Below are 26495 nucleotides of genomic sequence, written 5' to 3'. Positions count from 1 at the left end.
AAATGATTATTCACAATACATCTCCGGTCAGAGGAGTCCAGCTCCCCTGATCGAAACAGAAATTTACGCGCCGCGCAGCAATTCGTTGATGCTGGTTTTGGAGCGGGTCTGTGCATCGACACGCTTCACAATCACTGCGCAGTAGAGGCTGTATTTGCCATCTGCGGATGGCAGATTTCCAGAGACTACAACAGAACCGGCAGGAATGCGACCATAGGTGACTTCGCCTGTGGCGCGATCGTAGATTTTGGTTGACTGGCCGATGTAGACACCCATGGAAATCACGGAATTTTCTTCCACGATGACGCCTTCAACGACTTCAGAACGCGCGCCAATGAAGCAGTTGTCTTCAATGATGGTTGGATTGGCTTGCATCGGTTCCAGAACACCGCCAATGCCGACGCCGCCGGACAGATGAACGTTCTTGCCGATTTGCGCGCACGAACCTACGGTTGCCCATGTGTCGACCATGGCACCTTCATCGACGTAGGCGCCGATATTGACATAAGACGGCATCAGGACTACGTTTTTAGCGATAAAACTGCCGCGACGCGCCACGGCAGGCGGTACCACGCGGAAGCCGCCTTTGACGAAATCATCTTGTGTGTAGTTGGCAAATTTAGTCGGAACTTTGTCGTAAAACTGCATGTGATCGCCAGATGGCATCACGATATTGTCTTCCAGGCGGAAGGACAGCAGGACGGCTTTTTTGATCCATTGATTGACTTGCCAGTTGCCGGTGCTGATTTTTTCTGCCACGCGCAGGGCGCCGGAATCGAGTTCTGCCAATACATGGGCAACTGCCTCGCGCAATTCTGCGGGTGCTGATTTTGGTGAGAAACTGGCGCGATCTTCCCAGGCTTGATCAATGATTTGCTGTAATTGTTGAGTCATGTTAGTTCAGTCAGTTTGAAGAAAATAGTTAAGTAATTGAATGTAATTGAATGAGATATTGCGCGCTTTGGTGTCACTTTATAGCCGGGTCACGGCGGTCACGATGGCTTTTGTGGTCGTTCAGCGGCAAGTTTCTTGGTGAAGGCGACGATGCGTTGCGCTGCCTCCATGCATTCTTCGACTTCGGCAACCAGTGCCATACGGATGCGATTTTGACCGGGATTGATGCCGTGGGCATCACGTGCCAGATAGCTGCCTGGCAAAACGGTCACATTATATTCTTGGTAAAGACGCTTGGCGAAGTCGGTGTCGGAAATCGCAATGAATTTATCGACCTTCGCCCACAGATAAAAGGCGGCATCGGGCAAATTCACGTCCAGAACTTCTTGTAAAAGTGGTGTGACTTGCGCAAATTTTTGACGGTACTGCTCACGGTTTTCCTGCACATGGGCTTCATCATTCCAGGCCAGGATCGATGCAGACTGGATGCTGGGGCTCATGGCACTGCCGTGATAGGTGCGGTATAGCAGGAAGTTTTTAATAATCTCTGCGTCACCCGCAACGAAGCCGGAACGCATGCCCGGCACATTCGAGCGTTTTGACAAACTCGATAACGTGATCAGGCGGCGATAATCAGTGCGGCCAAAGGCGCGTGCGGCTTGCAGGCTGCCTAATGGCGCCTCCGGTTTGAAATAAATTTCGGAATAACATTCATCCGCGGCGATCACAAAGCCGTATTTGTCCGAGAGATCGAACAATTCTTTCCAGTCGTCCATGGTCAGCACGGCACCGGTCGGATTGCCTGGCGAGCAGATATAGAGTAACTGGACGCGCTTCCAGATATCATCGGGAATGCTCTTGTAATCGGGGGCGAAATTACGTGCCGGATCGGCATTTGCAAAATAAGGCTCTGCGCCAGCGAGATAGGCGGCGCCTTCATAAATCTGATAAAACGGATTCGGACACAGAATAATCGGTTTGCCGTGCTCGTTATTACTTGGGTCAATGACCGTTTGCGCCAGCGCGAAGAGCGCCTCACGGGAGCCGTTGACAGGCAAAATTTGGCTTGCAGCATCCAGCGCCGGTATGTCATAGCGACGTGCCAGCCATTGTGCAATCGAAAGACGCAATGCGTCCGAGCCTGCGGTGGACGGATAGGCGCTCAAGCCATCCAGATGATCCGTGACTGCCTGGCGAATAAATGCCGGCGTCGGATGCTTCGGCTCTCCAATTCCCAGACTGATGGCTTTGTATGCAGGATTCGGTTTGACGTCCGCAAACAAGCGTTTTAGTTTTTCAAACGGGTAGGGCTGAAGTTTTTGCAGGAAAGGATTCACTAGAAATTCACGTTTAGTTGTGGAACTGAGGTTGAAGAATGCGTCTCATAACATCATGTAAAGCAAATACGACTAGGTGCAGCCATGTGAAACACCCGATAGCGGATTAAGCTGCGCATGAAGCCGTCTATATTATCGACGCTGACCGGCACTAATCGACGTCGTATAAGGAGATCTATAAGCGACACATGAGTCGCACATAGTCGACGCATAAGCAACGTATTATAGCGCTCAGAGCAGGCTTGCGGCGCAGTAACAGTCGTGGAATGCTGTATCAAAAACGGATTTCGGCGGCGTCAAAATGTTATGATGATCAGATAGGATCGGGTGCTTACAGAAATACAGACAAATTTGACACGATTTTGTCGTTTCCTGGAGCGGAATTTGAACATAAAAGATAACAAAATTTTATAACGTGCGTTTAACTTCCATTAAATTGTCGGGATTCAAATCTTTTGTTGATCCGACTAACTTTCAGGTTCCAGGGCAGCTGGTGGGTGTAGTTGGCCCTAACGGTTGCGGAAAATCCAATATTATTGATGCAGTGCGCTGGGTTTTGGGTGAATCCAAGGCATCAGAGCTGCGCGGCGAATCGATGCAGGACGTTATTTTTAACGGTTCTACGCATCGCAAACCCGCCGGACGCTCCTCGGTAGAGCTGGTTTTCGACAATAGTCTGGGAAAAGCCGCCGGTCAGTGGAGTCAATATGCCGAGATCGCTGTCAAGCGTACGCTGACCCGCGACGGTACCTCCACCTACTACATCAACGGTCAGCCCGTCCGTCGCCGGGATATTCAGGATATTTTCATGGGAACCGGCCTCGGTCCCCGTGCATACGCGATCATTGGTCAGGGTATGATTTCACGGATTATCGAAGCGCGGCCTGAAGAGTTGCGGATTTTCCTCGAAGAGGCTGCGGGCGTCTCGCGTTACAAAGAGCGCCGCCGTGAAACTGAAAACCGGATTCATGACACGCATGAAAATTTGGTCCGGGTGGAAGATATCTTGCGCGAACTGAATGCCAACCTGGAAAAACTCGAAGCGCAGGCGATTGTCGCGAATAAATATAATGAGTTGCAAGGCGATCAGGAAGAAAAACAAAAATTGTTATGGTTGTTGCGCAAAAACGAGGCCGCGAACGAGCAGGCACGTCATTTTGCCGAAATAGAAAAAACCCAGCTTGATCTGGAAGAACAAACTGCCAAGCTGCGTCACGTTGAGCTGGAGCTGGAGCAGATGCGCCAGGCGCATTATGCGGTCGGCGACAAAATGCATCAGGCGCAAGGTCACTTGTACCAGACTAATGCAGAAATCGGCAGCCTGGAAGCGCAAATCAAGTTCGTTATTGAATCACGTAGTCGCTTGCAAAGTCAGTTAAATTCATTGACCGCGCAGCGAGATCAGTGGCAGCGTCAGGGACAGCAATTTCAGGACGATTTGTCCGAGGCGGAAGTCCATGTCGAAGAGCTCAATGAACGTTCCGAACAGGCGCAGGAAATCGCGCAGCAACAGAACGATAAGATTCCCGCATTAGAGCAGGTCTGGCGTGAAGCACAGCTCAAGACTACCGAGTCGCGTGCCAAAATTATGCAGTTGCAGCAGCAGATTGAGCTGGAGTCTGCGCATCAGCGCAATGCATCGAATATCCTGAACACGCTGGCAACCCGTAAAGAACGTCTGCAACAGGAAAAGCAGGGTCTGGCTATGCCGGACAATGCCCATCTGGAAAATCTCTCGCTTCAACTCGAAGAGAAAAAACAGGTGCTCGAAGAATCGTCGATGCAACTGGAAGAGGCGCAAGAGTGTTTGCCTCTACTGGAAGAGGAGCGGCGCGCCGCACAGCAGCAGGTGAATCTTGATACTGCGGCATCTACTCAGCTTGATGCACGTCTGCAGGCACTCAAGCAGTTACAGGAAAAAGTACAAAGTCAGGGTAAAGTACAGCCTTGGCTAGAGAAGCATGAATTGAGCGGACTGCCTAAGCTCTGGCAAAAACTCCATATTCAGGCAGGCTGGGAAACCGCACTCGAATCGGTATTGCGCGAACGTACGTCAGCGCTGGAGATGTCAAATCTCGACTGGGCGAAAGCCTTCTTTAGTGATGCGCCGCCTGCCAAACTCGCTTTGTATACGCCGCAAGTAATTGCCCCCGCAACGGATCTGGTTCCCGGCTTACAACCCTTGCTCTCTTTGCTGCAACTCAATGATGCCGGTGTGCGTAGCCTGATGCAGGATTGGTTGCATCAGGTCTATGCTGCCGATGATGTTGTCAACGCGTTTCAGCAGCGCGACAAGCTGCCTGCCGGTGCCTGCTTTATCACCAGGCAAGGCCATGTCATCAGTAAAACCAGTGTGCGCTTTTATGCGGCAGATTCTGAGCAAGATGGCGTGCTCGCCCGTCAGCAAGAGATCGACAATATTACAAAACAATCCCGCGCTCAGCACATGCTGGCCGATGAGGCCAAGACCCGCGCCGTGCGTGCAGAGTCGGCCTATACACAGGCATCGCAGAATTTACAGGAATTGCGGCAGCGGGTGAGTAGTCTGACTCAAGCGATGCATAGCTTGCAAATTGAATTTATGAAGTTGGCCGAAGTGCAGGAACGCTTTAATCAGCGCAGCACGCAAATCATGAACGATCTGGCTGAAATTGCCGAGCAGGAAAGCGAACAGCAACAAGCGCGGGTCGAGTCGGAAGAAAAATTTGAAATGCTCGATATCGAGCTTGCGGAACTGCAAGAAAATCATGAGCAAGGCCAGACAAATTATCTGGAAAAAGAACAGCATCTGAGCGATGCGCGTCAACGCTTGCGCGACTTGGAGCTGGCAGCGCAAGAGGCCGCCTTCGCAGAGAAATCACATCGCAATAAGATGGAAGAACTGCGCCGCAGCATCGCCACTGCGCTCGAACAATCTGCACAGCTTTTTGCCAATATGCAGCAAGGTCGTCTTGAGCTGGAAGAAATGGATGATCAGACGGCGCAAGCCGGTTTGCAATCCTTACTGGAGAAACGTAGCGACCAGGAGCGCGCTCTGGCTGATGCGCGTCACGAACTCGATCAATTGACGCAAAAATTACGTCAGGTCGAAGAAAGTAAGATGCAAGTAGAGCGCAGTCTTCAGCCGCAACGGGATCGCATCGTAGAGTTGCAATTGAAGGAGCAGGCAGCTCGTTTGAATCAAGAACAATTTGCTGAGCAATTACGTAATTTTGAGGTTGATGAGCAGGCTCTTGCGCAGAAATTGCACGATGATATGAAACCATCGTATCTGCAAGGTGAAGTGACCCGACTGACCAACGCAATCGCCGCCTTGGGTGCGGTGAATATGGCGGCTTTGGACGAGCTGGCGCAAGCGACAGAGCGCAAGACTTTCCTCGATGCACAATATGCCGATCTGAACGAGGCAATCACGACCTTGCAGGATGCGATTCATAAGATCGACATAGAAACACGCGATTTGCTGCAGGATACTTTTAATAAAGTGAATCATCATTTTGCCGAACTGTTCCCGATTTTATTCGGTGGCGGTCAGGCAAAACTGATTATGACTGGCGACGAAATTCTCGATTCCGGTGTACAGGTCATGGCCCAGCCGCCGGGTAAGAAAAATGCCACAATTCACTTGTTATCCGGCGGTGAAAAAGCCCTGACTGCGACAGCACTGGTGTTCTCGATGTTCCAGTTGAACCCCGCACCATTCTGCTTGCTCGATGAGGTCGATGCGCCGCTCGATGATTCCAATACGGAACGTTTCTGTAACATGGTGAAACGTATGTCCGCTAACACACAGTTTTTGTTCATCTCCCATAATAAAATTGCGATGGAAATGGCGCAGCAATTGATTGGCGTCACCATGCAAGAGCAGGGGGTTTCTCGTATCGTTGCCGTGGACATGGAGTCCGCAGCACATTTCGTATCTGAGGCGCAAGCAGCATGACAGATCTACAAATCAGCTTATTAGCAATCGGTGGAACCATCGTTGTCGGTGTTGTGATTTTTAATAAATGGCAAGAATATAAAGCAAAGAAAAGTGTTGATCAGGCCTTTGGCAGTGGTCATGACGATGTTTTGATGAATCCTAATGCAGTGACGGAGCCGCGCTTTCAAGAAGATGGCTACGATACGCCGCGTCATGAGCCCAGCCTGGATACGGATTTTTCAGAGGATAATTCTGACTTCGGGCGGCAGTCGCCCGCGTCAATGCCGGGAGCGATTTCTCAGGCTAACCCATTCGATGCCTCGGAAAAAGACTTGCCCGTCGATGAACTCATCGACTGCATCATTCCGCTCGAATTCGATGCGCCGGTACGTGGTGAAAAATTGCTGACAGAAATTCAGGGATTGAAATACGTAGGTAAAAAACCGGTTCATTTTATCGGACTCAGCCACGACGGCGTACGTGATGTAGTTGCCCATGGCGGCATTTACACAACGCTGTTTGCTGGTGTGCAGATGGTCAGTCGCGGCGGCCCGTTGAATGAACTGGAATACTCTGAATTTGTCACAAAATTACGTGAAATTGCAGACAGATTAAATGCGCATCCCGATATTCCTGACATGAATCGTGTCATGTCGAATGCGCGTGACTTGCATCAGTTCGTGTCTGAGCACGATGCGCAACTCAGTGTAAATGTCATGAGCAACGGCGCGCCCTGGGCTGTCAGCACGCTGCTGGCGGCATTGGAGAAACAGGGATTTGATGTGCGGCCAGATGGTCGCCTGGTGATGCCTGACGGTGACGGTGGCAATCTGTTCACTTTGTCGACCAATGTCAGTGTCAGCGAAACAGTGACTGCGCGCCTGACCTTATTGCTGGACGTGCCTTGTGTCGCACCTTTGCGCGATGGTTTTGGTGCGATGGCAGCTTGTGCCAAATCGCTGGCGACACGGCTTGGTGGCACCGTTGTAGATGACGGTAATCAGCCAATCTCTAAGACCGCACTGGACGAAATCGCAGGACAGGTGAACGAATTTTATGCCGCCATGGCAGAGGCGGATATCGCAGCAGGATCAACTCGTGCTCAGCGCTTGTTTAGTTAGTTTTGGCAATATAGGATCAGTTTTTTCTGATTTTAAAAACGAATCCGCAATGAACCCGTAATACTGGTGCGCCTTCTAGACCAAAATGCCTCTGAAGGCCGCATCTAGTATGCGGATTCAGTTGTAAAAACTTCGAAAAATCCTGTAGTCGAGATGCAGCGTTATACCCGGCTGGCAAACCTGATACAGCGATATGTCATCGTGCGAGGTTTTAAAATTTTGCAATAAAATGACATGATGAGCTCGTGTATGGGCTTATTCAAAGTCTTCCTGTTTAAAGCTTCCTTATTCAACGGACAGTGCAGAATTTCTCTGCTTAATGAAAGTAGTTTCTCCGCAAAATGCAAAATGATTTCTTTGGTGATGCCTCATCCAATCAATCCGCCAGTCATCAACACCATGCCGATCTCACGATTAAAGCAGCAGCGCTGCGCGATGAATTAAACCGTTATGCGCATGCCTACTATGTACTCGATACCCCTACGGTGCCGGATTCTGAGTACGACAGGCTGTTTCAGGCTTTGCAAAGCTTAGAGCAAGAACATCCCGAATTGAAAACGCCGGATTCACCCACTTTGCGTGTTGGCGCTGCTCCTCTGCCTGAATTTACTCAGGTTCAGCATGCGACCTCGATGCTATCGCTGAATAATGGTTTTGAAAACGACGATATCGTAGCGTTTGATCGCCGTGTCAGCGAGGGACTGGACACGGCGCAAGTAGTTGAGTATGCCATTGACCTGAAGTTTGATGGTCTGGCGATTAATTTACGTTATGTCGATGGCATTTTTACGCAGGCAGCTACTCGCGGCGATGGTTTTACGGGAGAAGATGTAACGGAAAATATCCGCACCATACGTAGCATCCCTCTGCGTTTGACTACACCGCATCCACCTAAGTTGTTGGACGTGCGTGGCGAAGTTTTGATGTTTAAACAGGATTTTGAAAAACTCAATCAGCGTCAACGTGCCGCCGACGCGAAAGAATTTGCGAATCCACGCAACGCGGCAGCGGGTAGCTTGCGCCAGCTTGATTCTAAAATTACGGCGCAACGAAGTTTGCGTTTCTTTGCCTATGGTATCGGTTCGATGGAAGGGGCGGAGATGCCCTCGTCGCATCGTGCTTTACTCAGCTGGTACGAGCAGATGGGGATTCCCGTTTGTGATGAAAATGCGATTGTGCGTGGCGTCGATGCGTTGATTGCGTTCTATCAGCAGATCCAGCTCAAGCGTGACACCTTGCCTTACGATATTGATGGTGTGGTGTATAAGGTCAATTCGTTTGCGCAACAAGATAGTCTGGGTTTTGTCTCGCGTGCGCCACGTTTTGCGATTGCGCATAAGTTTCCTGCACAAGAGGCTTTAACCACCGTGCTGGATATTGAAGTGCAGGTTGGTCGCACCGGAGCAATCACGCCCGTCGCGCGCCTGGCGCCTGTGTTTGTCGGTGGTGTGACGGTGACCAATGCGACTTTGCACAATGAAGAAGAGGTGCATCGTAAAGATATCCGCATCGGGGATACGGTCTCGGTACGCCGGGCCGGCGATGTCATTCCGGAGGTGGTTGCCAGCGTCCTGGAGAAGCGTCCGGCGGATGCCCGCGAATTCCTGATGCCAACTGAATGCCCGGCCTGTGGGTCAACAATTGTTAAACCGGAGGACGAAGCCATTGCCAGATGCTCTGGTGGCTGGATAAAATGTGTTGCTCAAAGAAAAGGTGGCTTGTTCCACTTTGCGTCCCGCAAGGCGATGAATATTGATGGTGTCGGTGAGCAGTTGATTGATCAGCTGGTTGATAAACAGGTTGTGACGACGGCGGCTGACTTATATAAACTGGGACTGACTTCCTTGGTTGCGCTGGACAGGATGGCGGATAAGTCGGCGCAAAATATTCTGGCTGCGCTGGAAGTGTCCAAAGAGACGAGCTTTGCCCGTTTTATTTATGCACTGGGGATTCGCCATGTCGGTGAATCAACGGCGAAAGATCTGGCAGCGACTTTTGCAAACGCCGATGCGCTGATTGCGGCGACCGAAGAGCAGTTGCTGGCAGTATCCGATGTGGGGCCAGTGGTGGCAAAGTCGATATTGGCTTTTTTCGCTGACCCGCTGAATGTTGAGCTGGTTCAGCAATTACTGGCATCCGGCATACATTGGCCAGCCGTTGAGCAGAAAGAGGTCGGGTCGCAGCATTTGTTGGGATCGACTTTTGTGTTGACGGGAACTTTGCCAAGTTTGAGTCGCGATCAGGCAAGTGCGATGATAGAAAGTGCAGGTGGCAAAGTAGCTGGCTCTGTATCGAAAAAAACCAGTTATGTCGTAGCAGGTGATGACGCAGGTAGTAAATTAGTGAAAGCGCAGGAATTGGGTATCCCTTTACTGACCGAAGCAGAATTGCTTCAACTTTGTTCCAGGAAATAAAAATGAGAAAAATTAGAAAAGCGGTATTCCCTGTTGCTGGCCTAGGTAGCCGGTTTTTACCTGCCACCAAAGCGCAACCAAAAGAGATGTTGCCTATCGTCGATAAGCCATTGATCCAGTACGCGGTGGAAGAGGCCGTCGAGGCGGGTATCACCGAGATGGTATTCATTACCGGACGTGCGAAACGTGCGATTGAAGATCACTTTGACAAAGCCTACGAGCTTGAAAGCGAGCTGGAAGCGGCAGGCAAACAAGCTTTGCTCGATCTGGTGCGCAATGTAATCCCGAAAAATATTAACTGCATTTATATTCGTCAGCAGGCCGCTCTGGGTCTGGGGCATGCTGTGTTATGCGCCCGTCCGGTGATTGGTGATGATCCTTTCGCAGTGTTGCTGGCGGACGATTTGATGGATGCCGATGAGGGTTATCCGTCAGTGATGAAGCAAATGACGGAGCTATTCGAAGAGGAGGGCGGTAGCGTGATTGCAGTCCAGGACGTGCCACGTGAATTTACCCGTCAATACGGTATTGTGAGTGGTACCCCGTACAAGGATCGCGTAGAAAAAATGCATGGCATCGTAGAAAAACCAATGCCAGATGTCGCACCGTCAAATCTGGCGGTTGTAGGCCGCTATGTATTGTCCGGTCGCATTTTTAATTACCTGGAAAAACTGGGTAAAGGCTCCGGTGGTGAGATTCAATTGACGGATGGTATCGCCGCAATGCTCAAGGATTATCCGGTATATGCCTACCGTGCTGCGGCAACGCGCTATGACTGCGGTTCTAAACTTGGTTATCTGAAAGCTAGCGTTGCCTTGGGTATGAAGCACCCGGAAACTCGTGATGAATTCATCGAGTACCTGCGTTCGCTGAAAAACGTATAACGCAAATCTGGCATCATTGGAGTGACTACTAGATAAAGCCAAACGTCGTGATGACGTTTGGCTTTTTATTTGATTGTAGTAATGCAGTAAGATACTGCCGGGGCGGCTATATTGTTGTCAGATACTGTCGTCATAAGATGAAGATGAATGCTGGTGAAATCGCTATATAGGAGCAGAGAAAATGATTCATCCGATTTTAAAAATGGGTGATCCGCGATTGTTGCGGGTTGCCGAGCAGGTAAAGCAATTCAATACGCCAGAGCTGGATGCTTTGATCAAGGATATGTTTGAAACGATGATCGCTGCGAACGGTGCCGGTCTGGCAGCGCCGCAGATAGGGATCAACTTGCAACTGGTGATCTTCGGCTTTAAAGATAATCCACGTTATCCAGATGCGCCTAAAGTGCCGGAGACGGTGCTGCTGAACCCCGTCTTAACGCCACTCTCGGCTGATACGGACGATGCGTGGGAAGGCTGCTTGTCTGTTCCTGGCATGCGTGGTCTGGTACCGCGTTGGAGTCAATTGCGCTACGAGGGATTTGACCAGTTTGGCAATCGTATCAGTCGCGACGTCGATGGGTTTCATGCACGCGTGGTACAGCATGAATGTGATCATCTGAATGGCATTCTGTACCCGATGCGCATCAAGGATCTAAGTCAATTCGGTTTTACGGAAGTCTTATTCCCTGAGTTGGATCCGGATGACGATGACTGACTGGCAGTTTTTTATATAATACGCAGATGTTACGCAAACAAATCTGCCTATCACTATCTTCTGACGAATTAGCATACTCCCATGGTGTATTTTTGGAGCGCACTTTAAAACAGTGCGGATTAAGGCGATTTTTTAAAAATAATAGGGGAGTATCGGTAAAGTTCTTCAGAAGACTATATTAGAACTGCTCGTCATCCCGCAGATAACGCCATTGTCCTTCCGGTAAATTGCCTAACCTGACTTTACCGATGCGCACTCGTTTTAAGCCAATCACTTTTAATCCCACCATCTCGCACATGCGGCGAATCTGGCGTTTTTTTCCTTCGCGTAAAATGAATTTGAGCTGGTCTTCATTTTGCCAGGTGACTTTGGCGGGGAGTAATTTTTTGCCATCGAGAGTTAATCCAAAATTGAGCCGCCTTAACTCGGCGTCCGGCAAGACGCCTGGTTTGGTGTACTCAACCCGTACCAGATATTCTTTTTCGACGACGGTATCCTGACCGATCAAGTGCTTAGCGACCCGGCCGTCCTGCGTCAGGATCAGCAGGCCAACAGAGTCAATATCGAGGCGACCTGCGGGCACCAGGCTACGTAGTTGCGTCGGGTGAAACTGCGTATCTACGGCACATTCACTCCAGCGATTTTCTGCTTTGATCAGCGCGACTGCCGGTGTATAGCCGTCTTCGGCCTGACCACTGACATAGCCGACCGGCTTGTTGATCAGAATCGTCACGCGCTTCGATTGCTCTGCTGCTGCCTGGCGCTCTACTGACACTTTTTGTTCAGGAAAAACTTTGCTACCAAGTTCGGATACGACCTTGCCATCGACCCTGACCCAGCCACGGGCAATCCATTCATCTGCTTCGCGGCGGGAGCAGATGCCCAGTTCAGACATGCGTTTCGAGAGTCGTACCAGTTCAGTCATAAAAACAATCAATCAAATCAAATTAAATCAAAAAAACAAAATAATCCATGCCAAAAAATACGTAGTATTTTCAAATAAATGACACTTAAAAACAGTACTTAAATTCGTAATGCGTCTAATAGCTCCGCCTCAAATTGCAACTGATTTTTTGCACTTTGCAGCACCGCACCGTCGACCAGAAAAACGTCTTCAACCCGTTCGCCCAACGTCATGATTTTAGCCGTATATAAATTGATCTTGTATTTGGTTAAAACCGTGGCGATTGTGTAAAGCAGGCCGTTGCGGTCATTGGCTGAAATCGAGAGCAAAAAGTAGCGGCCTTTTTCATCAGGACGCAAGTCGACGCTAGGCACAATAGGGAAGGTGCGTGACATGCGCGATACGCGTCCGCGATTCGGTGGTGAGAGCGGCGTCTGTTGTGTCAATACGGCAGCAAGTTCATGCTCAATCAGTGTGATGATATCGCGATAGTTATTCGCAAAAGCAGGCTCAATCACCAGGAAGGTGTCGAGTGCATATCCGCCTTTTGTAGTATGAATTTTTGCGTCGAGAATGCCAAAATTCTTGCTGTCGAAGTAATTGCAAATCCGTGCAAACAGGTCAGCCTGATCGGGTACGTATACCGTGACTTGCAAACCTTCGCCGATTGGCGATAGCCTGCATTTCACCACCGGCGTGGGACTTTGAATTTTGTCATGCAATGATCTGGTTTGCCACGCAATATCTGAGGCATCATGCCGCAAAAAATAGGCCATATCGAGTTGCTGCCAAAGCGCTTCGTGCGCATCGGACGGTAAACCATACAGACGCAAGGCTTTTAGCGCATCTTCCTGGCGATTTTTCAGTTCTCGGTCCTTGGACGGCGCTTCGCCGCCTAGCACGCGCAAAGTGATGCGATACAAGTCCTCGAGTAACTTACCTTTCCACGCATTCCAGACTTTCGGACTGGTGCCGCGGATATCGGATACGGTCAGCAAATATAGCGCCGTGAGATGGCGTTCATCTTTGACCAGTTTAGCGAATGCCTGTACTACATCCGGGTCGGACAAATCTTGTTTTTGTGCGACTTGCGACATCGTTAAGTGATGCTGGACAAGGAAAATAATCAGCTCGGAATTGGCTTTGGAAATGCCGTGATCGAAGCAAAATTTCTTGGCATCGCTCATCCCTAAAACGGAGTGGTCGCCACCGCGTCCCTTGGCAATATCATGAAACAAGGCGGCGATATACAGGATCCAGTGCTGATTGAAATTTGCCATCAACTGACTGCAAAACGGATATTCGTGCGCATGTTCCGTCATCGTAAAGCGACGCAGATTGCGGACGACCATCAGTATGTGCTGATCGACTGTATAGGCGTGAAACAGATCATGTTGCATCTGCCCGATGATGCGGCGGAAGTTGGGTAAATAGCGACCCAGTACGCTCATCTGATTCATGCGGCGCAGGGCGTGAGTAATGCCTTGCGGCGATTGCAGAATCTGTAGAAACATTGCGCGATTAAAAATGTTGTGACGAAATCCTGCATCAATCGCGAAACGTGCATGCCACAACGCACGCGTGGTGCGTGCTGTCATCCCTTTCAGCTCGGGATGCTGCGCCATCAATAAAAAGATTTCCATAATCGCCGAAGGCGAGGTCTGGAAAGTATCGTCTTTGGCGATGTCGATCAAGCCATTGACCTCACTGAAATGCTCATTGATTGGTCGTGGAACGGAGGGCTGCGGAAAGAGGTTTGCTTCAATATTTTGCAGCAGAATCGTATTTAACTGTGTGACCGTTTTGGCAGCCCAGTAATAGCGCTGCATCAGATGTTCGCTTGCCCGACGTGATTCTGTGGTCTTGAATCCGAAGGTCTCAGCAATCGCTGTCTGGACGTCAAAAATTAAGCGGTCTTCGCGGCGACCTGCGTGGATGTGCAGACGGATGCGGATGTCTTTGAAGGCGCGCTCATTGCGCTTTAATTGGTGGGCTTCAGTCGCAGTCAGCAAGCCGCGTTCGGCAAGTTCTCGCCATGAGTTACCGAGATTGGCCGCTTTTGCCACCCATAAAATCACTTGCAGATCACGTAATCCGCCGGGACTTTCTTTGCAATTGGGTTCGAGGCTGTAAGCGGTGTCCTCGTACTTGGCATGGCGTTGCTGCAATTCCAGCATTTTTTCCTGAAAAAAATGCTGAGGATTCATATTCGCAGCGTAATTGGTCTGCATCTCTCGGAACAGTTTCCGGCTACCGGTGATGAGGCGTGCCTCTAATAAACTGGTTTTTACCGTGACATCAGCCTTAGCTTCCTCCATGCACTCATCGACAGTACGTATGCTGTGGCCGATATCGAGTCCGATATCCCAGAAGATTTGCACCAGATGCTCCAACTTCTCACGCATGGGCTTGTCTGGATGTTCCGATAGCAGAATTAATACATCTACATCGGAGTAGGGGAATAATTCCCCGCGTCCATAACCTCCAACCGCAACCAATGAGGTGGTGGCCGGGAAGGCGAATTTTTTCCAGATATTACTTAAAACCTGATCCACGTTACGACACAAATCGCGCAACAGGACTTCGGTTTTATGATTTTCTTTGAAAGTGGCAATGACTGCCTGTTGAGCCGCTTTGAGTTCTTCTTTGAACTCAAGAGCGGAGATGCTGGCAACTGTTGTTGCACTTGTCATCATGCAGGTGTGGCTTGAGCCTGAGCTGCCAGGATAAAATCTGGCGGTGGCGGAGAACCTGCGGATAAAGTCAGAACTTCATAGCCGGTTTCAGTAACGAGAACAGTATGTTCCCATTGCGCTGACAAGCTGCGGTCTTTGGTTTTAATTGTCCAGCCGTCACCCATTTCACGAATATCGCGACGACCGGCATTGATCATCGGTTCAATCGTGAAGATCATGCCTGGAACCAGTTCTTCTAATGTGCCCGGGCGGCCATAGTGCAATACCTGCGGCTCTTCATGAAAGACCTTGCCGATGCCGTGACCACAGAATTCGCGCACCACGCTGTAGCCAGCTTTCTCGGCATGTTGCTGAATGATGAAGCCGATGTCGCCAAGATGATTGCCTGGCTTAACTTTAGAAATGCCAAGCCACATACATTCATAGGTAATCTCGTTGAGACGTTTTGCCAGAATTGACGGTTCTCCTACCAAGAACATGCGGCTATTGTCACCGTGGTAGCCATCTTTAATGACGGTAATGTCAAGATTGACCACATCGCCGCTTTTCAATACCTTGTCGCCCGGAATACCATGACAAATGACATCATTCACTGAAGTGCAGATGGCTTTAGGGTAGGGGGTATAGCCTGGAGGGCAGTAATTCAGCGGCGCAGGAATGGAGCCTTGTACGTTCAGCATGTATTCATGACACAATCTGTCGAGTTCGCCCGTAGTGACGCCGACTTTCACGAAAGGTGTGATGTAGTCGAGAACCTCAGAGCCGAGGCGGCCTGCAACGCGCATTCCGGCGATGTCTTCAGGGGTTTTGATAGAAATAGATGTCATGCTGAGCCAAATAAGGTGATTTCTGATAGGACTCAATTATAGACGAGGCAAGTCTTGCTTGCTGGGAGTTCATTTGACTCTTGAATCAAGTCGCATTTTCGTAGTAGAATAGATGGTTAGCTTGGATGAGTTCTAAGTTGATGGTAGTAAAATTATTAAATTTATATTGATTAATGCACGAATCTGTCCGACAAGGGTGTCTGAAATTTTTCGGATCACTGGCTGGATTCAAGACCTAACCCTGGAGTTATTATGTCTGTAACAATGCGTGAAATGCTGGAAGCCGGCGTCCATTTTGGTCACCAAACCCGTTTTTGGAATCCAAAAATGGCACCGTTTATCTTCGGTCACCGCAACAAGATTCATATCGTCAACCTGGAAAAAACTCTGGGTATGTACCAAGAGGCGATGAAGTACATCCGTCAATTGTCCGCTAATCGCGGCACTATTCTGTTGGTTGGTACTAAGCGTCAGGCTCGCGATATCATGGCTGCTGAAGCGCAACGCGCTGGCATGCCTTATGTTGATCAGCGCTGGTTGGGCGGTATGCTGACTAACTTCAAAACTGTTAAAACATCGATCAAGCGTCTGAAAGACATGGAAGCTTCTGTTGAAGACGGTTCTGTAGAAAAGTTGAGCAAAAAAGAAGCGCTGATGTTTCAGCGTGAAATCGTTAAATTGCAGAAAGCAATCGGCGGTATTAAGGATATGGGCGGCATTCCTGACGCAATTTTCGTGGTTGACGTTGGCTACCACAAAGGTGCGATCACTGAAGCTGCTAAATTGGGTATCCCGGTTATCGGCGTGGTTGATACTAACCACTCTCCAGAAGGTGTTACTTACGTCATTCCTGGTAATGATGACTCCTCCAAAGCGATCGCTCTCTACGCTCGTGGCGTTGCTGATGCGATTTTGGAAGGTCGTGCGAATGCAGTGAATGAAGTCTTGGAAGCGGTAAAGCCAAGTTCTGATGAGTTCGTTGAAGTAGAAGATCAGGCGTAACTGCAGGATACTTCGCTAAGTTCACAAGCGTAAAGCAAGTAAAAGGGGGCAACAGTCGTTCGCCCCTTTTTTTAAATAAATTTTGATGACGGCGCCCATTTGGTGCTACTGAATTAGGAGAAAAACATGGCGGCGATTACAGCAGCGATGGTAGGCGAATTGCGTGCGAAGACAGATGCACCAATGATGGAATGCAAAAAAGCATTGACAGAAGCTGAAGGCGATATGGATCGTGCGGAAGAGTTGCTGCGCGTTAAGTTGGGCAGCAAAGCATCTAAAGCAGCATCACGTATTACTGCAGAAGGCGTAGTAGCAACACACATCATCGGTAACGTTGGTGCAATGGTTGAAGTTAACTGCGAAACAGATTTCGTGACAAAAAATGATGACTTCATTGCTTTGGTCAATACATGCGCAAGATTGATTGCTGAACATAACCCGGCAGACGTTGCTGCATTGTCAGCATTGCCACTCGAAGGCGGTACAGTTGAATCCGTACGTGCTGCGTTGATCGGTAAAATCGGCGAAAACATGTCTATCCGCCGTTTCGTTCGTTTCAATACAGAATCAAAACTGGCTGCCTATTTGCACGGCACCCGTATCGGTGTTGTCGTTGATTTCAATGCTGCTGATGACCAGGTTGGTAAAGACGTAGCGATGCATATTGCTGCAATGAAGCCAGTATCTTTGTCCGCAGAACAAGTTCCAGCAGATCTGATCGAAAAAGAACGTTCTGTAGCGTCACAAAAAGCGGCAGAATCTGGCAAGCCAGCAGATATCGTTGCTAAAATGGTCGACGGTTCTGTACAGAAATTCCTGAAAGAAGTGTCCTTGTTGAATCAGACATTCGTTAAAAACGACAAGCAAACTGTCGAGCAAATGTTGAAAGCAGCAAATGCTTCTGTCAAATCTTTCACGATGTATGTTGTCGGTGAAGGTATCGAGAAGAAGCAGGACGATTTCGCCGCAGAGGTGGCCGCTCAGGTCGCAGCAGCAAAACAGGCGTAAGCAAAAAAGCGGGCCGAAAGGCCCGTTTTTTTAAGTCTTGGCTTGTAGGAATTGCATTATTGGAATGGCATTATCTATGCGCCAATAATAGAAAATATTGTTTAGCGCAAACCGCTGGCAAAATTTTTTGTAAGTAGTTTTATTAATTGATCTCACATCCGAAGGAGTCCAGAACGTGACTAAACCAGCATACAAACGTGTCCTGTTAAAACTCTCTGGTGAGGCCTTGATGGGAGATGATCCCTTCGGCATTAATCGCGCAACAATAGAGCGCATGGTTGCTGACGTCGCTGAAGTTTCGCGCATGGGCGTCGAGCTGGCCATTGTGATCGGTGGCGGCAATATTTTCCGAGGTGTAGCGCCAGGCGCGCAGGGCATGGACAGAGCAACTGCCGACTATATGGGGATGCTGGCAACCGTCATGAATGCGCTGGCATTGTCTGATGCAATGCGTCAGGTCGGACTGACTTCCCGTGTCATGTCCGCGATCGCAATTGATCAGGTCGTTGAGCCTTATGTCCGCCCGAAAGCCTTGCAGTATCTGGAAGAAGGTAAAGTAATTGTGTTTGCTGCCGGTACAGGCAATCCTTTCTTCACGACAGACACGGCTGCTGCTTTGCGCGGTTCAGAAATCGGCGCGGAAATCGTCCTGAAGGCCACTAAGGTTGACGGCGTATACACCGCAGATCCAAAGAAAGATCCTTTGGCAACACGTTATTCAACGATTTCTTTTGACGAGGCAATTTCTCGTCATTTGCAGGTGATGGATGCGACCGCATTCGCTTTGTGCCGCGATCAAAAATTGCCGATTAAAGTATTTTCTATTGTTAAGCCAGGTGCGTTGAAAAACGTTATTCTGGGTGCAGACGAAGGTACCCTGGTACACGTATAATTTCTCGTTTGGCACGACGCATTGGCGGTGCTAAGTTGATAGCTTGATGTTGAGGAGGACGGCATGACCGTTGCAGATGTAAAGAAAAATACTGAACAGAGAATGCAGAAGTCGATCGAGACACTGAAATCTGATTTGTCCAAAGTTCGTACTGGCCGTGCTCATACGGGCATTCTTGATCATGTTCAGGTCGATTACTATGGTACGGCGACACATATTACCCAAGTTGCTAATGTCACCTTAATCGATGCACGTACGATTGGTGTCCAGCCTTGGGAAAAGAAAATGATCTCGGCAGTTGAAAAGGCTATCCGTGATGCAGATCTGGGTCTGAATCCATCGACTCAGGGCGACATGATTCGCGTGCCAACACCGCCTTTGACGGAAGAGCGTCGTAAAGAGATGGTGAAGCTGGTCAAGACCGAAGGTGAAGATGCGAAAATTGCTGTCCGTAACATTCGCCGCGATGCTAATGAGTCTCTGAAAAAGCTCTTGAAAGATAAGGCTTGCTCTGAAGATGACGAGCGTCGTGCACAAGATGATGTACAGAAATTGACTGATAAATTCGTCAGTGAAGTAGATAAACTGCTTGCTGAAAAAGAAAAAGAAGTGCTGACCGTATAGATCGGTTCGCAGTTTCTTGCTCTGATCCACATTAGACTGATGATCTTGGTGTAATGTGGATAAGAATTATTTCATTCTGGATATACATGGCTCATCATAGTTCTACAAAAGAAATTCCAGCGATCAGTAATGTTCCTAAGCACATCGCCATCATTATGGATGGTAATGGTCGCTGGGCAACTAAGCGCTTTTTACCGCGTGTGGCTGGTCATGTGAAGGGCGTAGAAGCCGTCAGAGGTATTGTTGAAGCATGTATCAATCGTGGGGTTGATTATCTGACCTTATTTGCTTTCAGCTCCGAAAATTGGCGTCGCCCTGCCGATGAAGTTTCTTTGCTGATGCGTTTGTTTGTCACGGCATTGGAAAAAGAAGTCGCAAAAATGCATGCGAATAATATTCGCCTGAAGGTTGTCGGTGACCTGAGTCGTTTTGATGCGCAGTTGCAAAAAATGATACAAGTCGCCGAAACCAAAACAGCAAGCAATTCAGGATTGACTGTGACAATTTGCGCAAATTATGGCGGTCGCTGGGATGTAGTGCAGGCGTTTAATCGAATGATGACAGAGACCTCGCTTGTCGGTCCCATTGATGAAGATCAACTGGCACCATATTTATCAATGGCTTATGCACCAGAGCCGGATTTATTTATTCGTACTGGTGGCGAAACCAGGATATCGAATTTTTTACTCTGGCAGTTGGCATATAGCGAACTGTATTTCACGGATACCTACTGGCCTGATTTTGATGCTTCAGCGCTGGATACGGCGATTACCTCCTATCAAACAAGAGAACGTAGATTTGGCCGGACCAGTGCGCAATTGGCTGGACAAACATCGTCATAACTCCCAGGCAAATGCATGCTTAAAACTCGTGTCATCACGGCGCTTTTACTCTTGGCAGTATTGTTGCCCATCCTGTACTTAGGAAATTTTGTCGCATTTGCGATTGTGGTGACACTGTTTTTTGCGGCGGCGATGTGGGAAAACCAACGTCTGTTTGGCAAGCCTGCTCCCATCGTACTGGCGGGAATCTGGACCATTCTATTTGCAGGCATACTAATCACCCGCGTTGCATTCTCAGAGCTCATGCTGTTCGCCTTGTGCACGGCATTCTGGATAGCGAAATTGGTGCCGTCGCTGGCTTTAGGTCTTCCTGCTCCCGATCACAAGCTTGGTAATGCTCTGATTAGTGGTATGTACAGCGCCTCTATTTTTGCCTGTTTTATTGCGATTATCAGTTTATTTAATCACTCACCTCTTTTTTTACTGTCTGCTATGGCGATCGTCTGGGTGGCAGATATCGGCGCCTATTTTTCTGGCAAGGCATTTGGTAAGCATAAGCTGGCACCAAGCATTTCGCCAGGAAAGTCCTGGGAGGGCGCAATTGGCGGTTGGATTGCAGTACTCTTGACAGGATTTGCGGCAACTCAGATACCATTTCTGAACGACACCTTGCCAGTAAAGATTTTTGTAGCTTTCGGCTGGATTGGTTTCGCCGCGATCATGACGGTATTGACAGCGGGTAGTGTGATCGGGGATTTATTTGAGTCTTCATTAAAGCGTCGTGCCAGCATGAAGGATAGCAGCGCTTTGTTGCCAGGTCATGGTGGTGTACTTGATCGTATTGATGCGCTTATCCCCGTGTTGCCACTTGCTGCTTTGTTCAATATTTGGTTCAGATAATGTCATCCGTACAGACTATTTGTGTTCTCGGCTCTACCGGCTCGATCGGGGTTTCTACTTTAGACGTTATTGCACGGCACCCGGATCGCTATCAAGTTTTTGCACTAACTGCGCATAGCCAGGTAGTGAAACTCGCACAGCAGTGTGAGCAATTCAGTCCCCAGGTGGCAGTAGTCGGTTCTGCAGCGGCAGCAACAGAATTGCAGGTTCTGCTCAAAGAAAAAAAATTAATGACCCAGGTCTTGTACGGCCCGCAAGCCTTATGTGATGTTGCGTCTGCCAGCGAGTGCAATACGGTAATGGCGGCCATTGTCGGCGCAGCAGGTTTGCCAGCGTCACTGGCGGCGGCAAAGGCGGGTAAAAAGGTCTTGCTTGCTAATAAAGAGGCACTGGTCATGTCTGGTCAGCTCTTTATTAACGCGGTCACGGACAGCGGTGCCGTATTGTTGCCGATTGATAGCGAGCACAATGCAATTTTTCAATGTCTGCCGTTTAATTATGGCCGGCAAGCACAGGCTCATGGCATCAGTAAAGTGATACTCACCGCATCTGGCGGGCCGTTTTTGAACCGTAGTCTTGAATCTTTGTCGGATGTGACGCCGGATGAGGCCGTTGCCCATCCAAACTGGGTCATGGGTAGAAAAATTTCCATCGACTCTGCAACGATGATGAACAAAGGCTTGGAAGTCATCGAAGCGCATTGGTTATTCGCAACGCCAGCCGACCAGATTGATGTACTGATACACCCGCAAAGTGTGATCCACTCCATGGTGTCATATGAGGATGGTTCGGTACTTGCACAGCTTGGTAATCCTGATATGCGCACGCCGATTGCCTATGGACTGGCTTATCCTGAGCGGATTAATTCAGGCGTGGCACCATTGGATCTGGTCAAAATTGCGAAATTGAATTTTGAAGCGCCGGATTTTTCTCGCTTCCCTTGTCTTTCCCTGGCCTATGCAGCCTTGAGGGCAGGGCAGACCGCATCAATTATTCTGAATGCGAGTAATGAGATTGCTGTGCAGGCATTTCTAGATGGCAAAATCGGCTTCAGAATGATTGATCAGATTATTGCTCGTGTTATGGATAAGATTGCGCTATCTGTCGCAGACGATATTGATAGCGTCCTTGAGTGCGATAGGGTGACGCGCAGAGTGACTTCCTCCCTGATCGCATCATGAGCCAGTTACCTAGCTTCTTGCAAACTTTACTAGCATTTGGTTTTGCTTTGGGTCTGCTAGTCATTATTCACGAGTTTGGTCACTATGCAGTCGCCCGTTTGTGCGGAGTGAAAGTACTGCGATTTTCTGTCGGTATGGGCAAGGTGATTTACTCCAGAAGGCTAGGCGCTGATCAAACGGAATGGGCAATCTCTATTTTGCCTCTGGGCGGCTACGTCAAAATGCTGGATGCCAGAGATCAGGATATTAGTTCCTTATCTGAGCAGGAATTGAAGCGGGAATTTTGTCGTCAATCTGTCTGGAAGCGGATTGCCATCGTTGCTGCGGGTCCGGTCGCCAATTTCTTGTTGGCGGTATTACTTTTTTCCGGACTTTATATTCACGGCGTATCTGAGCCTGTCAGTAAAATCCGGGTTCCGTCAATCCAGTCTCAAGCATATATGGCGGGCCTGCGTCATGGCGATATTATCGTTAGTGTGAATGGTGATGCGATACAGACGTACTCGGAGTTACGCTGGAAGTTATTGCAATTAGGTTTAGAAAAAAAGAATGCTCAAATTGGTATTAACAGGGAGAGTGCTGATAAAGGTGCGCTGGTAGACAAACGAGTATTTGAGCTGCCGCTGTCGCAACTAAATAATAAGGATCTCGAAGGGGATTTTTTAGGCAAACTCGGATTTTCAGTCGCACGGCCTCCTGCCATTTTAAATGTGGTCGTTGCTGATGGTCCGGCCATGCGCGCTGGATTGCAGGAGCAGGACCAGATTTTGGAGATTGACGGTAAACCCTTATTGGATGGACTGGAATTTACTGAGATAGTGAATGCTTCTGCGAATAAGCGTCTTCAGCTTCTGGTGAAGCGTGGTGAACGAATTTTTGAACTCGGTGTCACACCAGAGGCAGAAACACTGAACGGCACGCTGATAGGGCGCATCAAAGTTCAGATGATGCTGTCGCCAGAGATGGTGCAGGTGGATAGCAATATTGTCGAGGCGATTGTAAAAGGGAGTAAAAAAACCTGGGATACCAGCATGCTGACTTTTAAAATGCTGGGGAAAATGTTGACTGGGGATATTTCTTTAAAGAATATTACAGGGCCAATCACCATCGCGGATTACGCAGGACAAACCTCTCGCACCGGTGTAGTCAGCTACTTAAGTTTTATTGCATTAATTAGTATCAGTCTTGGCGTCATGAATTTGCTCCCTATACCTGTGTTGGATGGGGGACATTTGTTGTATTATTCGCTGGAAGTTTTGACAGGAAAACCTGTATCAGAGCGCTTCGGTGAGATAGCACAGCGTGCAGGCGTGGCCTTGTTGATGGCCTTGATGGCGGTGGCTTTTTTTAATGACATTACAAGACTAATGTCATAATGCGCAGTTAAAGCAAACTATGCTGCTGGTTGCCGATCTTTCCGGTAGAAATTTAAGATTAAATAACACCCAATGAAATTACATATCGAGCACCTTACTTTGTCAAATTCTTTGCCTACTTTACGACGCCATGTATTGGCATTAGCTGCTTTGGCCCTGTGTTCAGGAAGTGCGATGGCAATTGAGCCATTTACAGTGAAGGACATCCGTGTTGAGGGGATACAAAGAACTGAAGCCGGAACCGTTTTTACCTACTTGCCTGTTCGCGTGGGTGAAGTATTTGATGATGCGAAAAGTGTGACCGCAATCAAATCTTTGTATGCAACTGGTTTTTTCAAGGATGTACAAATTGAAGTGCAAAGCGGTGTATTAGTTGTTTTGCTTGAAGAGCGGCCGTCTATCGCCAGTGTTGATTTCACCGGCACCAAAGAATTTGAGAAAGATGCCCTGATCAAGGCGTTGAAAGACATCGGCGTTGGCGAAGCAAAGATTTTTGATAAAGCGACGGTTGACCGCGCGGAGCAAGAGCTTAAGCGTCAATACCTGTCAAAGGGCTTATACGGCGTCAAAATAACGACCACGATCACGCCAATTGAGCGCAATCGCGTCAATGTGACATTCGCAGTAGAAGAGGGTGATATTGCCCGTATTGCGCAGATCAACCTGATCGGCAATAAAGCGTTTTCGGATAGCGAATTACGTGAACTGCTTGCCTTAACCACGCCTGGTTGGTTTAGCTGGTACACCAAAGCTGATCAGTATTCAAAGCAAAAGTTATCCGGTGATATTGAGACCTTAAGATCTTTTTATCAAAATCGTGGTTATCTGGAAATGCAAATCGAATCGACGCAAATTTCCATTACTCCGGATAAAAAAGACATTTACATCACCATCAATATTATCGAAGGTGATAAATACACAGTATCAGATATCAAACTCGAAGGTGAAACTTTAGGTCGTGAAGAGGAACTGAAATCTTTATTGCTACTTAAGAAAAACGATATTTACAATGCGGCGCGCCTGACGGAGAGTACCAAGCGTATTTCTGAGCGTATGGGTAATTTCGGTTATGCATTTGCGAACGTTAACGCCAATCCTTTGCTGGACAAAGAAAAGAAGGAAGTTGCCTTCACTATCTTTGTAGATCCTGGTAAGCGCGTCTATGTTCGACGCATCAATCTGGCCGGTAATACCCGGACGAGAGATGAAGTGATTCGTCGTGAGTTCCGTCAATTTGAAGGTTCCTGGTATGACGGTGAAAAAATTAAAATTTCCCGTGATCGCGTAGATCATCTGGGTTATTTTAAGGATGTCAATCTTGAGACACCGGAGGTGCCAACCAGTGTTGATCAGGTCGATGTGAACCTGACGATCACTGAAAAACCTACCGGTAATATTTTGCTGGGCGCAGGCTATTCCAATGCTGAAAAGTTGACCTTAACCGGTTCTATTCAGCAGGCAAATGCGTTTGGTAGTGGTGATACGATCGGCTTAGATATTAATACTAGCCGACAAAATCGTACGATTGCGGTGTCGCATACAGATCCTTACTTTACCGATGATGGCGTGAGTCGTAGTTTTGACTTGTACTTGCGTACAACACGTCCGATTATCGGTAGCTATGGTGACTACAAGATCCAGACCACAGGTGGCAACCTTCGTTTCGGTGTCCCGTTCTCAGAAATTGATACTGTATTCTTCGGCTTAGGATTTGAGCGTACGAATGTTCAAACATATATTGGTAGTCCGAGCCGCTATTTGCAGTATGTTGCAGATTACGGTGATGGCGTTAAAGATAGAACCTCTGCTTTGTATGGTATCGGTAATGCGGTAACTAACTCGTTTCCTTTAACGGCTGCATGGCAAAGAGATAGCCGCGATAGTGCAATTACGCCATCAATTGGCCAATACAAACGAGCTAATATTGAATTGGCCGCAGTCGGTAACTTTAAATATTATCGTGCAATTTATAATCAGCAATACTTTAAACCCATCTATCGCTCCATTGTCTTGGCGATGAACGGTGAGTTTGATTATGGCCACGGCCTAGGCGGTAAACCTTACCCTTTATTTAAAAACTTCTACGCTGGTGGTATCGGTTCGGTGCGCGGCTATGAGCCGTCATCTTTGGGCAGCAAGGATCCGAATGGCGATTCTTTAGGTGGTGCAACTAGGTTAATCGGTAATATCGAATTACAATTGCCATTTCCTGGCGCAGATAAGTCTCTGAGATGGTTTACTTTTATTGACGGCGGCAATGTATTTGATGAAGGTCAAAAAATACGTGTTAGTGATCTGAGATACTCTGCAGGTATGGGAATTAGCTGGATTTCTCCGGTAGGTCCGTTAAAATTGAGTATTGGCCGTGCTTTGAATGCGAAACCTGAAGATAAGAAACAGGGTTTCCAATTCCAGTTAGGTACTGGTTTCTAAGCGTAATGCTTGCTTTTATGTACTTGTTCTAAATTGTTTTAGTTTGTTTTTCGGAGAATATTTTGAGTCAACTTACTACCCCGTCCAAATTGTTGCAACGCCTGATGGTTTGTGCGGCTTGTTTTGTCAGCGTTGCTCAAGTTCATGCACAGGACTCAAAGGTCGCAATTTTTGATTCGCAACGGGTCATGCGCGAATCGGGTCCTGCTAAAGCAGCAGAAGAGAAAATCAAACTGGAATTCTCCAAGCGCGGCAAGGAGCTAGATGATTTTGGCAACAAAATCAAAACTTTAGCCGAGAAATTAGAAAAAGATGCACCAGTGATTTCTGAAGCTGATCGTATCAAACGTCAGCGTGAACTAGCTGATCTGGACCAGGATTTCAAACGTAAACAGCGTATCTTCAATGAAGACTTGAATCAGCGTAAAAATGAAGAAATTGCTGCTCTGGTCGATCGTGCCGTGAAAGCGGTCAAGCAAATCGCGGAAGCGGAAAAATACGATATCGTTTTACAAGATGCCGTTTACTTCAATCCACGCGTTGACATCACAGACAAGGTACTCAAAGCCTTATCCAAATAAAT

At 48.3% G+C, this 26495-nt stretch carries 20 protein-coding genes; 15 read left to right on the top strand and 5 right to left on the bottom strand.

From position 1 onward, the window contains the following. Positions 1 to 63: 63 nt before the first annotated feature. Both dapD and dapC read right to left on the bottom strand, forming a co-directional pair. Positions 64 to 894: a 2,3,4,5-tetrahydropyridine-2,6-dicarboxylate N-succinyltransferase gene (dapD, locus tag ACO0K3_RS03310; RefSeq protein WP_422981841.1), complete on the bottom strand. Its 831-nt coding sequence runs from the start codon at positions 892 to 894 to the stop codon at positions 64 to 66. Positions 895 to 992: 98 nt separating this feature from the next. After that, positions 993 to 2231, bottom strand: coding sequence for a succinyldiaminopimelate transaminase (gene dapC / locus ACO0K3_RS03305; protein ID WP_422981839.1), 1239 nt, complete (start codon positions 2229 to 2231; stop codon positions 993 to 995). 415 nt (positions 2232 to 2646) lie between these two features. Between dapC and smc the strand changes: the two genes are divergently transcribed. The 5 genes from smc to def all read left to right on the top strand — a co-directional run bounded on the left by smc (position 2647) and on the right by def (position 11287). Then, positions 2647 to 6171 (top strand): chromosome segregation protein SMC, encoded by a 3525-nt coding sequence (gene smc, locus ACO0K3_RS03300; RefSeq protein WP_422981837.1) that lies wholly within the window; start codon positions 2647 to 2649, stop codon positions 6169 to 6171. Continuing rightward, positions 6168 to 7274 (top strand): cell division protein ZipA C-terminal FtsZ-binding domain-containing protein, encoded by a 1107-nt coding sequence (locus tag ACO0K3_RS03295; protein WP_422981835.1) that lies wholly within the window; start codon positions 6168 to 6170, stop codon positions 7272 to 7274. The genes smc and ACO0K3_RS03295 overlap by 4 nt, the downstream gene beginning before the upstream one ends. Before the next feature lie 341 nt (positions 7275 to 7615). Continuing rightward, positions 7616 to 9688, top strand: a complete 2073-nt coding sequence (gene ligA / locus ACO0K3_RS03290; RefSeq protein WP_422981833.1) for an NAD-dependent DNA ligase LigA — start codon at positions 7616 to 7618, stop codon at positions 9686 to 9688. A gap of 2 nt (positions 9689 to 9690) precedes the next feature. Next, the gene (gene galU / locus ACO0K3_RS03285) at positions 9691 to 10572 is read left to right on the top strand and encodes a UTP--glucose-1-phosphate uridylyltransferase GalU (protein ID WP_422981831.1); all 882 of its coding nucleotides are present in this window, start codon (positions 9691 to 9693) and stop codon (positions 10570 to 10572) included. A gap of 181 nt (positions 10573 to 10753) precedes the next feature. Then, entirely contained in the window at positions 10754 to 11287 is a 534-nt protein-coding gene (gene def / locus ACO0K3_RS03280; protein ID WP_422956705.1) for a peptide deformylase, read from the top strand. A 178-nt stretch (positions 11288 to 11465) separates the two neighbouring features. Here the strand turns inward: def and ACO0K3_RS03275 are convergent, their stop codons facing one another. The 3 genes from ACO0K3_RS03275 to map form a co-directional block, all read right to left on the bottom strand. Beyond that, a complete protein-coding gene (locus ACO0K3_RS03275; protein ID WP_422956706.1) occupies positions 11466 to 12212 on the bottom strand; it encodes a pseudouridine synthase in 747 nt (248 codons plus the stop codon). A 98-nt stretch (positions 12213 to 12310) separates the two neighbouring features. Further along, positions 12311 to 14887: a [protein-PII] uridylyltransferase gene (locus tag ACO0K3_RS03270; RefSeq protein WP_422981829.1), complete on the bottom strand. Its 2577-nt coding sequence runs from the start codon at positions 14885 to 14887 to the stop codon at positions 12311 to 12313. Next, the gene (gene map, locus ACO0K3_RS03265) at positions 14884 to 15714 is read right to left on the bottom strand and encodes a type I methionyl aminopeptidase (RefSeq protein WP_422960097.1); all 831 of its coding nucleotides are present in this window, start codon (positions 15712 to 15714) and stop codon (positions 14884 to 14886) included. Before map ends, ACO0K3_RS03270 begins: the two co-directional genes overlap by 4 nt. Before the next feature lie 252 nt (positions 15715 to 15966). Between map and rpsB the strand changes: the two genes are divergently transcribed. From rpsB to ACO0K3_RS03215, 10 genes are all read left to right on the top strand, one after another. After that, entirely contained in the window at positions 15967 to 16716 is a 750-nt protein-coding gene (gene rpsB, locus ACO0K3_RS03260) for a 30S ribosomal protein S2 (RefSeq protein ID WP_422956709.1), read from the top strand. Positions 16717 to 16842: 126 nt separating this feature from the next. Beyond that, the gene (gene tsf, locus ACO0K3_RS03255) at positions 16843 to 17724 is read left to right on the top strand and encodes a translation elongation factor Ts (RefSeq protein ID WP_422981827.1); all 882 of its coding nucleotides are present in this window, start codon (positions 16843 to 16845) and stop codon (positions 17722 to 17724) included. 175 nt (positions 17725 to 17899) lie between these two features. Next, a complete protein-coding gene (gene pyrH / locus ACO0K3_RS03250) occupies positions 17900 to 18616 on the top strand; it encodes a UMP kinase (protein ID WP_422956711.1) in 717 nt (238 codons plus the stop codon). Positions 18617 to 18679: 63 nt separating this feature from the next. Further along, entirely contained in the window at positions 18680 to 19240 is a 561-nt protein-coding gene (gene frr, locus ACO0K3_RS03245) for a ribosome recycling factor (RefSeq protein ID WP_422956712.1), read from the top strand. Positions 19241 to 19326: 86 nt separating this feature from the next. Beyond that, the gene (locus ACO0K3_RS03240; RefSeq protein ID WP_422981825.1) at positions 19327 to 20082 is read left to right on the top strand and encodes an isoprenyl transferase; all 756 of its coding nucleotides are present in this window, start codon (positions 19327 to 19329) and stop codon (positions 20080 to 20082) included. 15 nt (positions 20083 to 20097) lie between these two features. Beyond that, complete coding sequence (locus ACO0K3_RS03235; protein WP_422981823.1) at positions 20098 to 20922, top strand: phosphatidate cytidylyltransferase; 825 nt, start codon at positions 20098 to 20100, stop codon at positions 20920 to 20922. Continuing rightward, on the top strand, positions 20922 to 22103 hold the full coding sequence (gene ispC, locus ACO0K3_RS03230; protein ID WP_422981821.1) for a 1-deoxy-D-xylulose-5-phosphate reductoisomerase: 1182 nt from the start codon (positions 20922 to 20924) through the stop codon (positions 22101 to 22103). The genes ACO0K3_RS03235 and ispC overlap by 1 nt, the downstream gene beginning before the upstream one ends. After that, entirely contained in the window at positions 22100 to 23479 is a 1380-nt protein-coding gene (rseP, locus tag ACO0K3_RS03225; RefSeq protein ID WP_422981819.1) for an RIP metalloprotease RseP, read from the top strand. The genes ispC and rseP overlap by 4 nt, the downstream gene beginning before the upstream one ends. A 72-nt stretch (positions 23480 to 23551) precedes the next feature. After that, entirely contained in the window at positions 23552 to 25912 is a 2361-nt protein-coding gene (gene bamA / locus ACO0K3_RS03220; RefSeq protein ID WP_422981817.1) for an outer membrane protein assembly factor BamA, read from the top strand. Between the two features lie 104 nt (positions 25913 to 26016). Beyond that, positions 26017 to 26493 (top strand): OmpH family outer membrane protein, encoded by a 477-nt coding sequence (locus ACO0K3_RS03215; protein WP_422956952.1) that lies wholly within the window; start codon positions 26017 to 26019, stop codon positions 26491 to 26493. Positions 26494 to 26495 lie beyond the last annotated feature (2 nt).

Source organism: Undibacterium sp. Rencai35W (assembly GCF_049340185.1).
Taxonomy (GTDB): domain Bacteria; phylum Pseudomonadota; class Gammaproteobacteria; order Burkholderiales; family Burkholderiaceae_D; genus Undibacterium.
This window is presented reverse-complemented; position numbering and strand designations above follow the sequence as displayed.

Bases quoted from the DNA above. Each gene is read 5' to 3' on its own strand.
- dapD (WP_422981841.1), bottom strand. From the start codon at position 894: ATGACTCAACAATTACAGCAAATCATTGATCAAGCCTGGGAAGATCGC.
- ACO0K3_RS03295 (WP_422981835.1), top strand. From the start codon at position 6,168: ATGACAGATCTACAAATCAGCTTATTAGCAATCGGTGGAACCATCGTT.
- ligA (WP_422981833.1), top strand. From the start codon at position 7,616: ATGCAAAATGATTTCTTTGGTGATGCCTCATCCAATCAATCCGCCAGT.
- galU (WP_422981831.1), top strand. From the start codon at position 9,691: ATGAGAAAAATTAGAAAAGCGGTATTCCCTGTTGCTGGCCTAGGTAGC.
- def (WP_422956705.1), top strand. From the start codon at position 10,754: ATGATTCATCCGATTTTAAAAATGGGTGATCCGCGATTGTTGCGGGTT.
- ACO0K3_RS03275 (WP_422956706.1), bottom strand. From the start codon at position 12,212: ATGACTGAACTGGTACGACTCTCGAAACGCATGTCTGAACTGGGCATC.
- ACO0K3_RS03270 (WP_422981829.1), bottom strand. From the start codon at position 14,887: ATGATGACAAGTGCAACAACAGTTGCCAGCATCTCCGCTCTTGAGTTC.
- map (WP_422960097.1), bottom strand. From the start codon at position 15,714: ATGACATCTATTTCTATCAAAACCCCTGAAGACATCGCCGGAATGCGC.
- rpsB (WP_422956709.1), top strand. From the start codon at position 15,967: ATGTCTGTAACAATGCGTGAAATGCTGGAAGCCGGCGTCCATTTTGGT.
- tsf (WP_422981827.1), top strand. From the start codon at position 16,843: ATGGCGGCGATTACAGCAGCGATGGTAGGCGAATTGCGTGCGAAGACA.
- frr (WP_422956712.1), top strand. From the start codon at position 18,680: ATGACCGTTGCAGATGTAAAGAAAAATACTGAACAGAGAATGCAGAAG.
- ACO0K3_RS03240 (WP_422981825.1), top strand. From the start codon at position 19,327: ATGGCTCATCATAGTTCTACAAAAGAAATTCCAGCGATCAGTAATGTT.
- ACO0K3_RS03235 (WP_422981823.1), top strand. From the start codon at position 20,098: ATGCTTAAAACTCGTGTCATCACGGCGCTTTTACTCTTGGCAGTATTG.
- ispC (WP_422981821.1), top strand. From the start codon at position 20,922: ATGTCATCCGTACAGACTATTTGTGTTCTCGGCTCTACCGGCTCGATC.
- rseP (WP_422981819.1), top strand. From the start codon at position 22,100: ATGAGCCAGTTACCTAGCTTCTTGCAAACTTTACTAGCATTTGGTTTT.
- bamA (WP_422981817.1), top strand. From the start codon at position 23,552: ATGAAATTACATATCGAGCACCTTACTTTGTCAAATTCTTTGCCTACT.
- ACO0K3_RS03215 (WP_422956952.1), top strand. From the start codon at position 26,017: ATGGTTTGTGCGGCTTGTTTTGTCAGCGTTGCTCAAGTTCATGCACAG.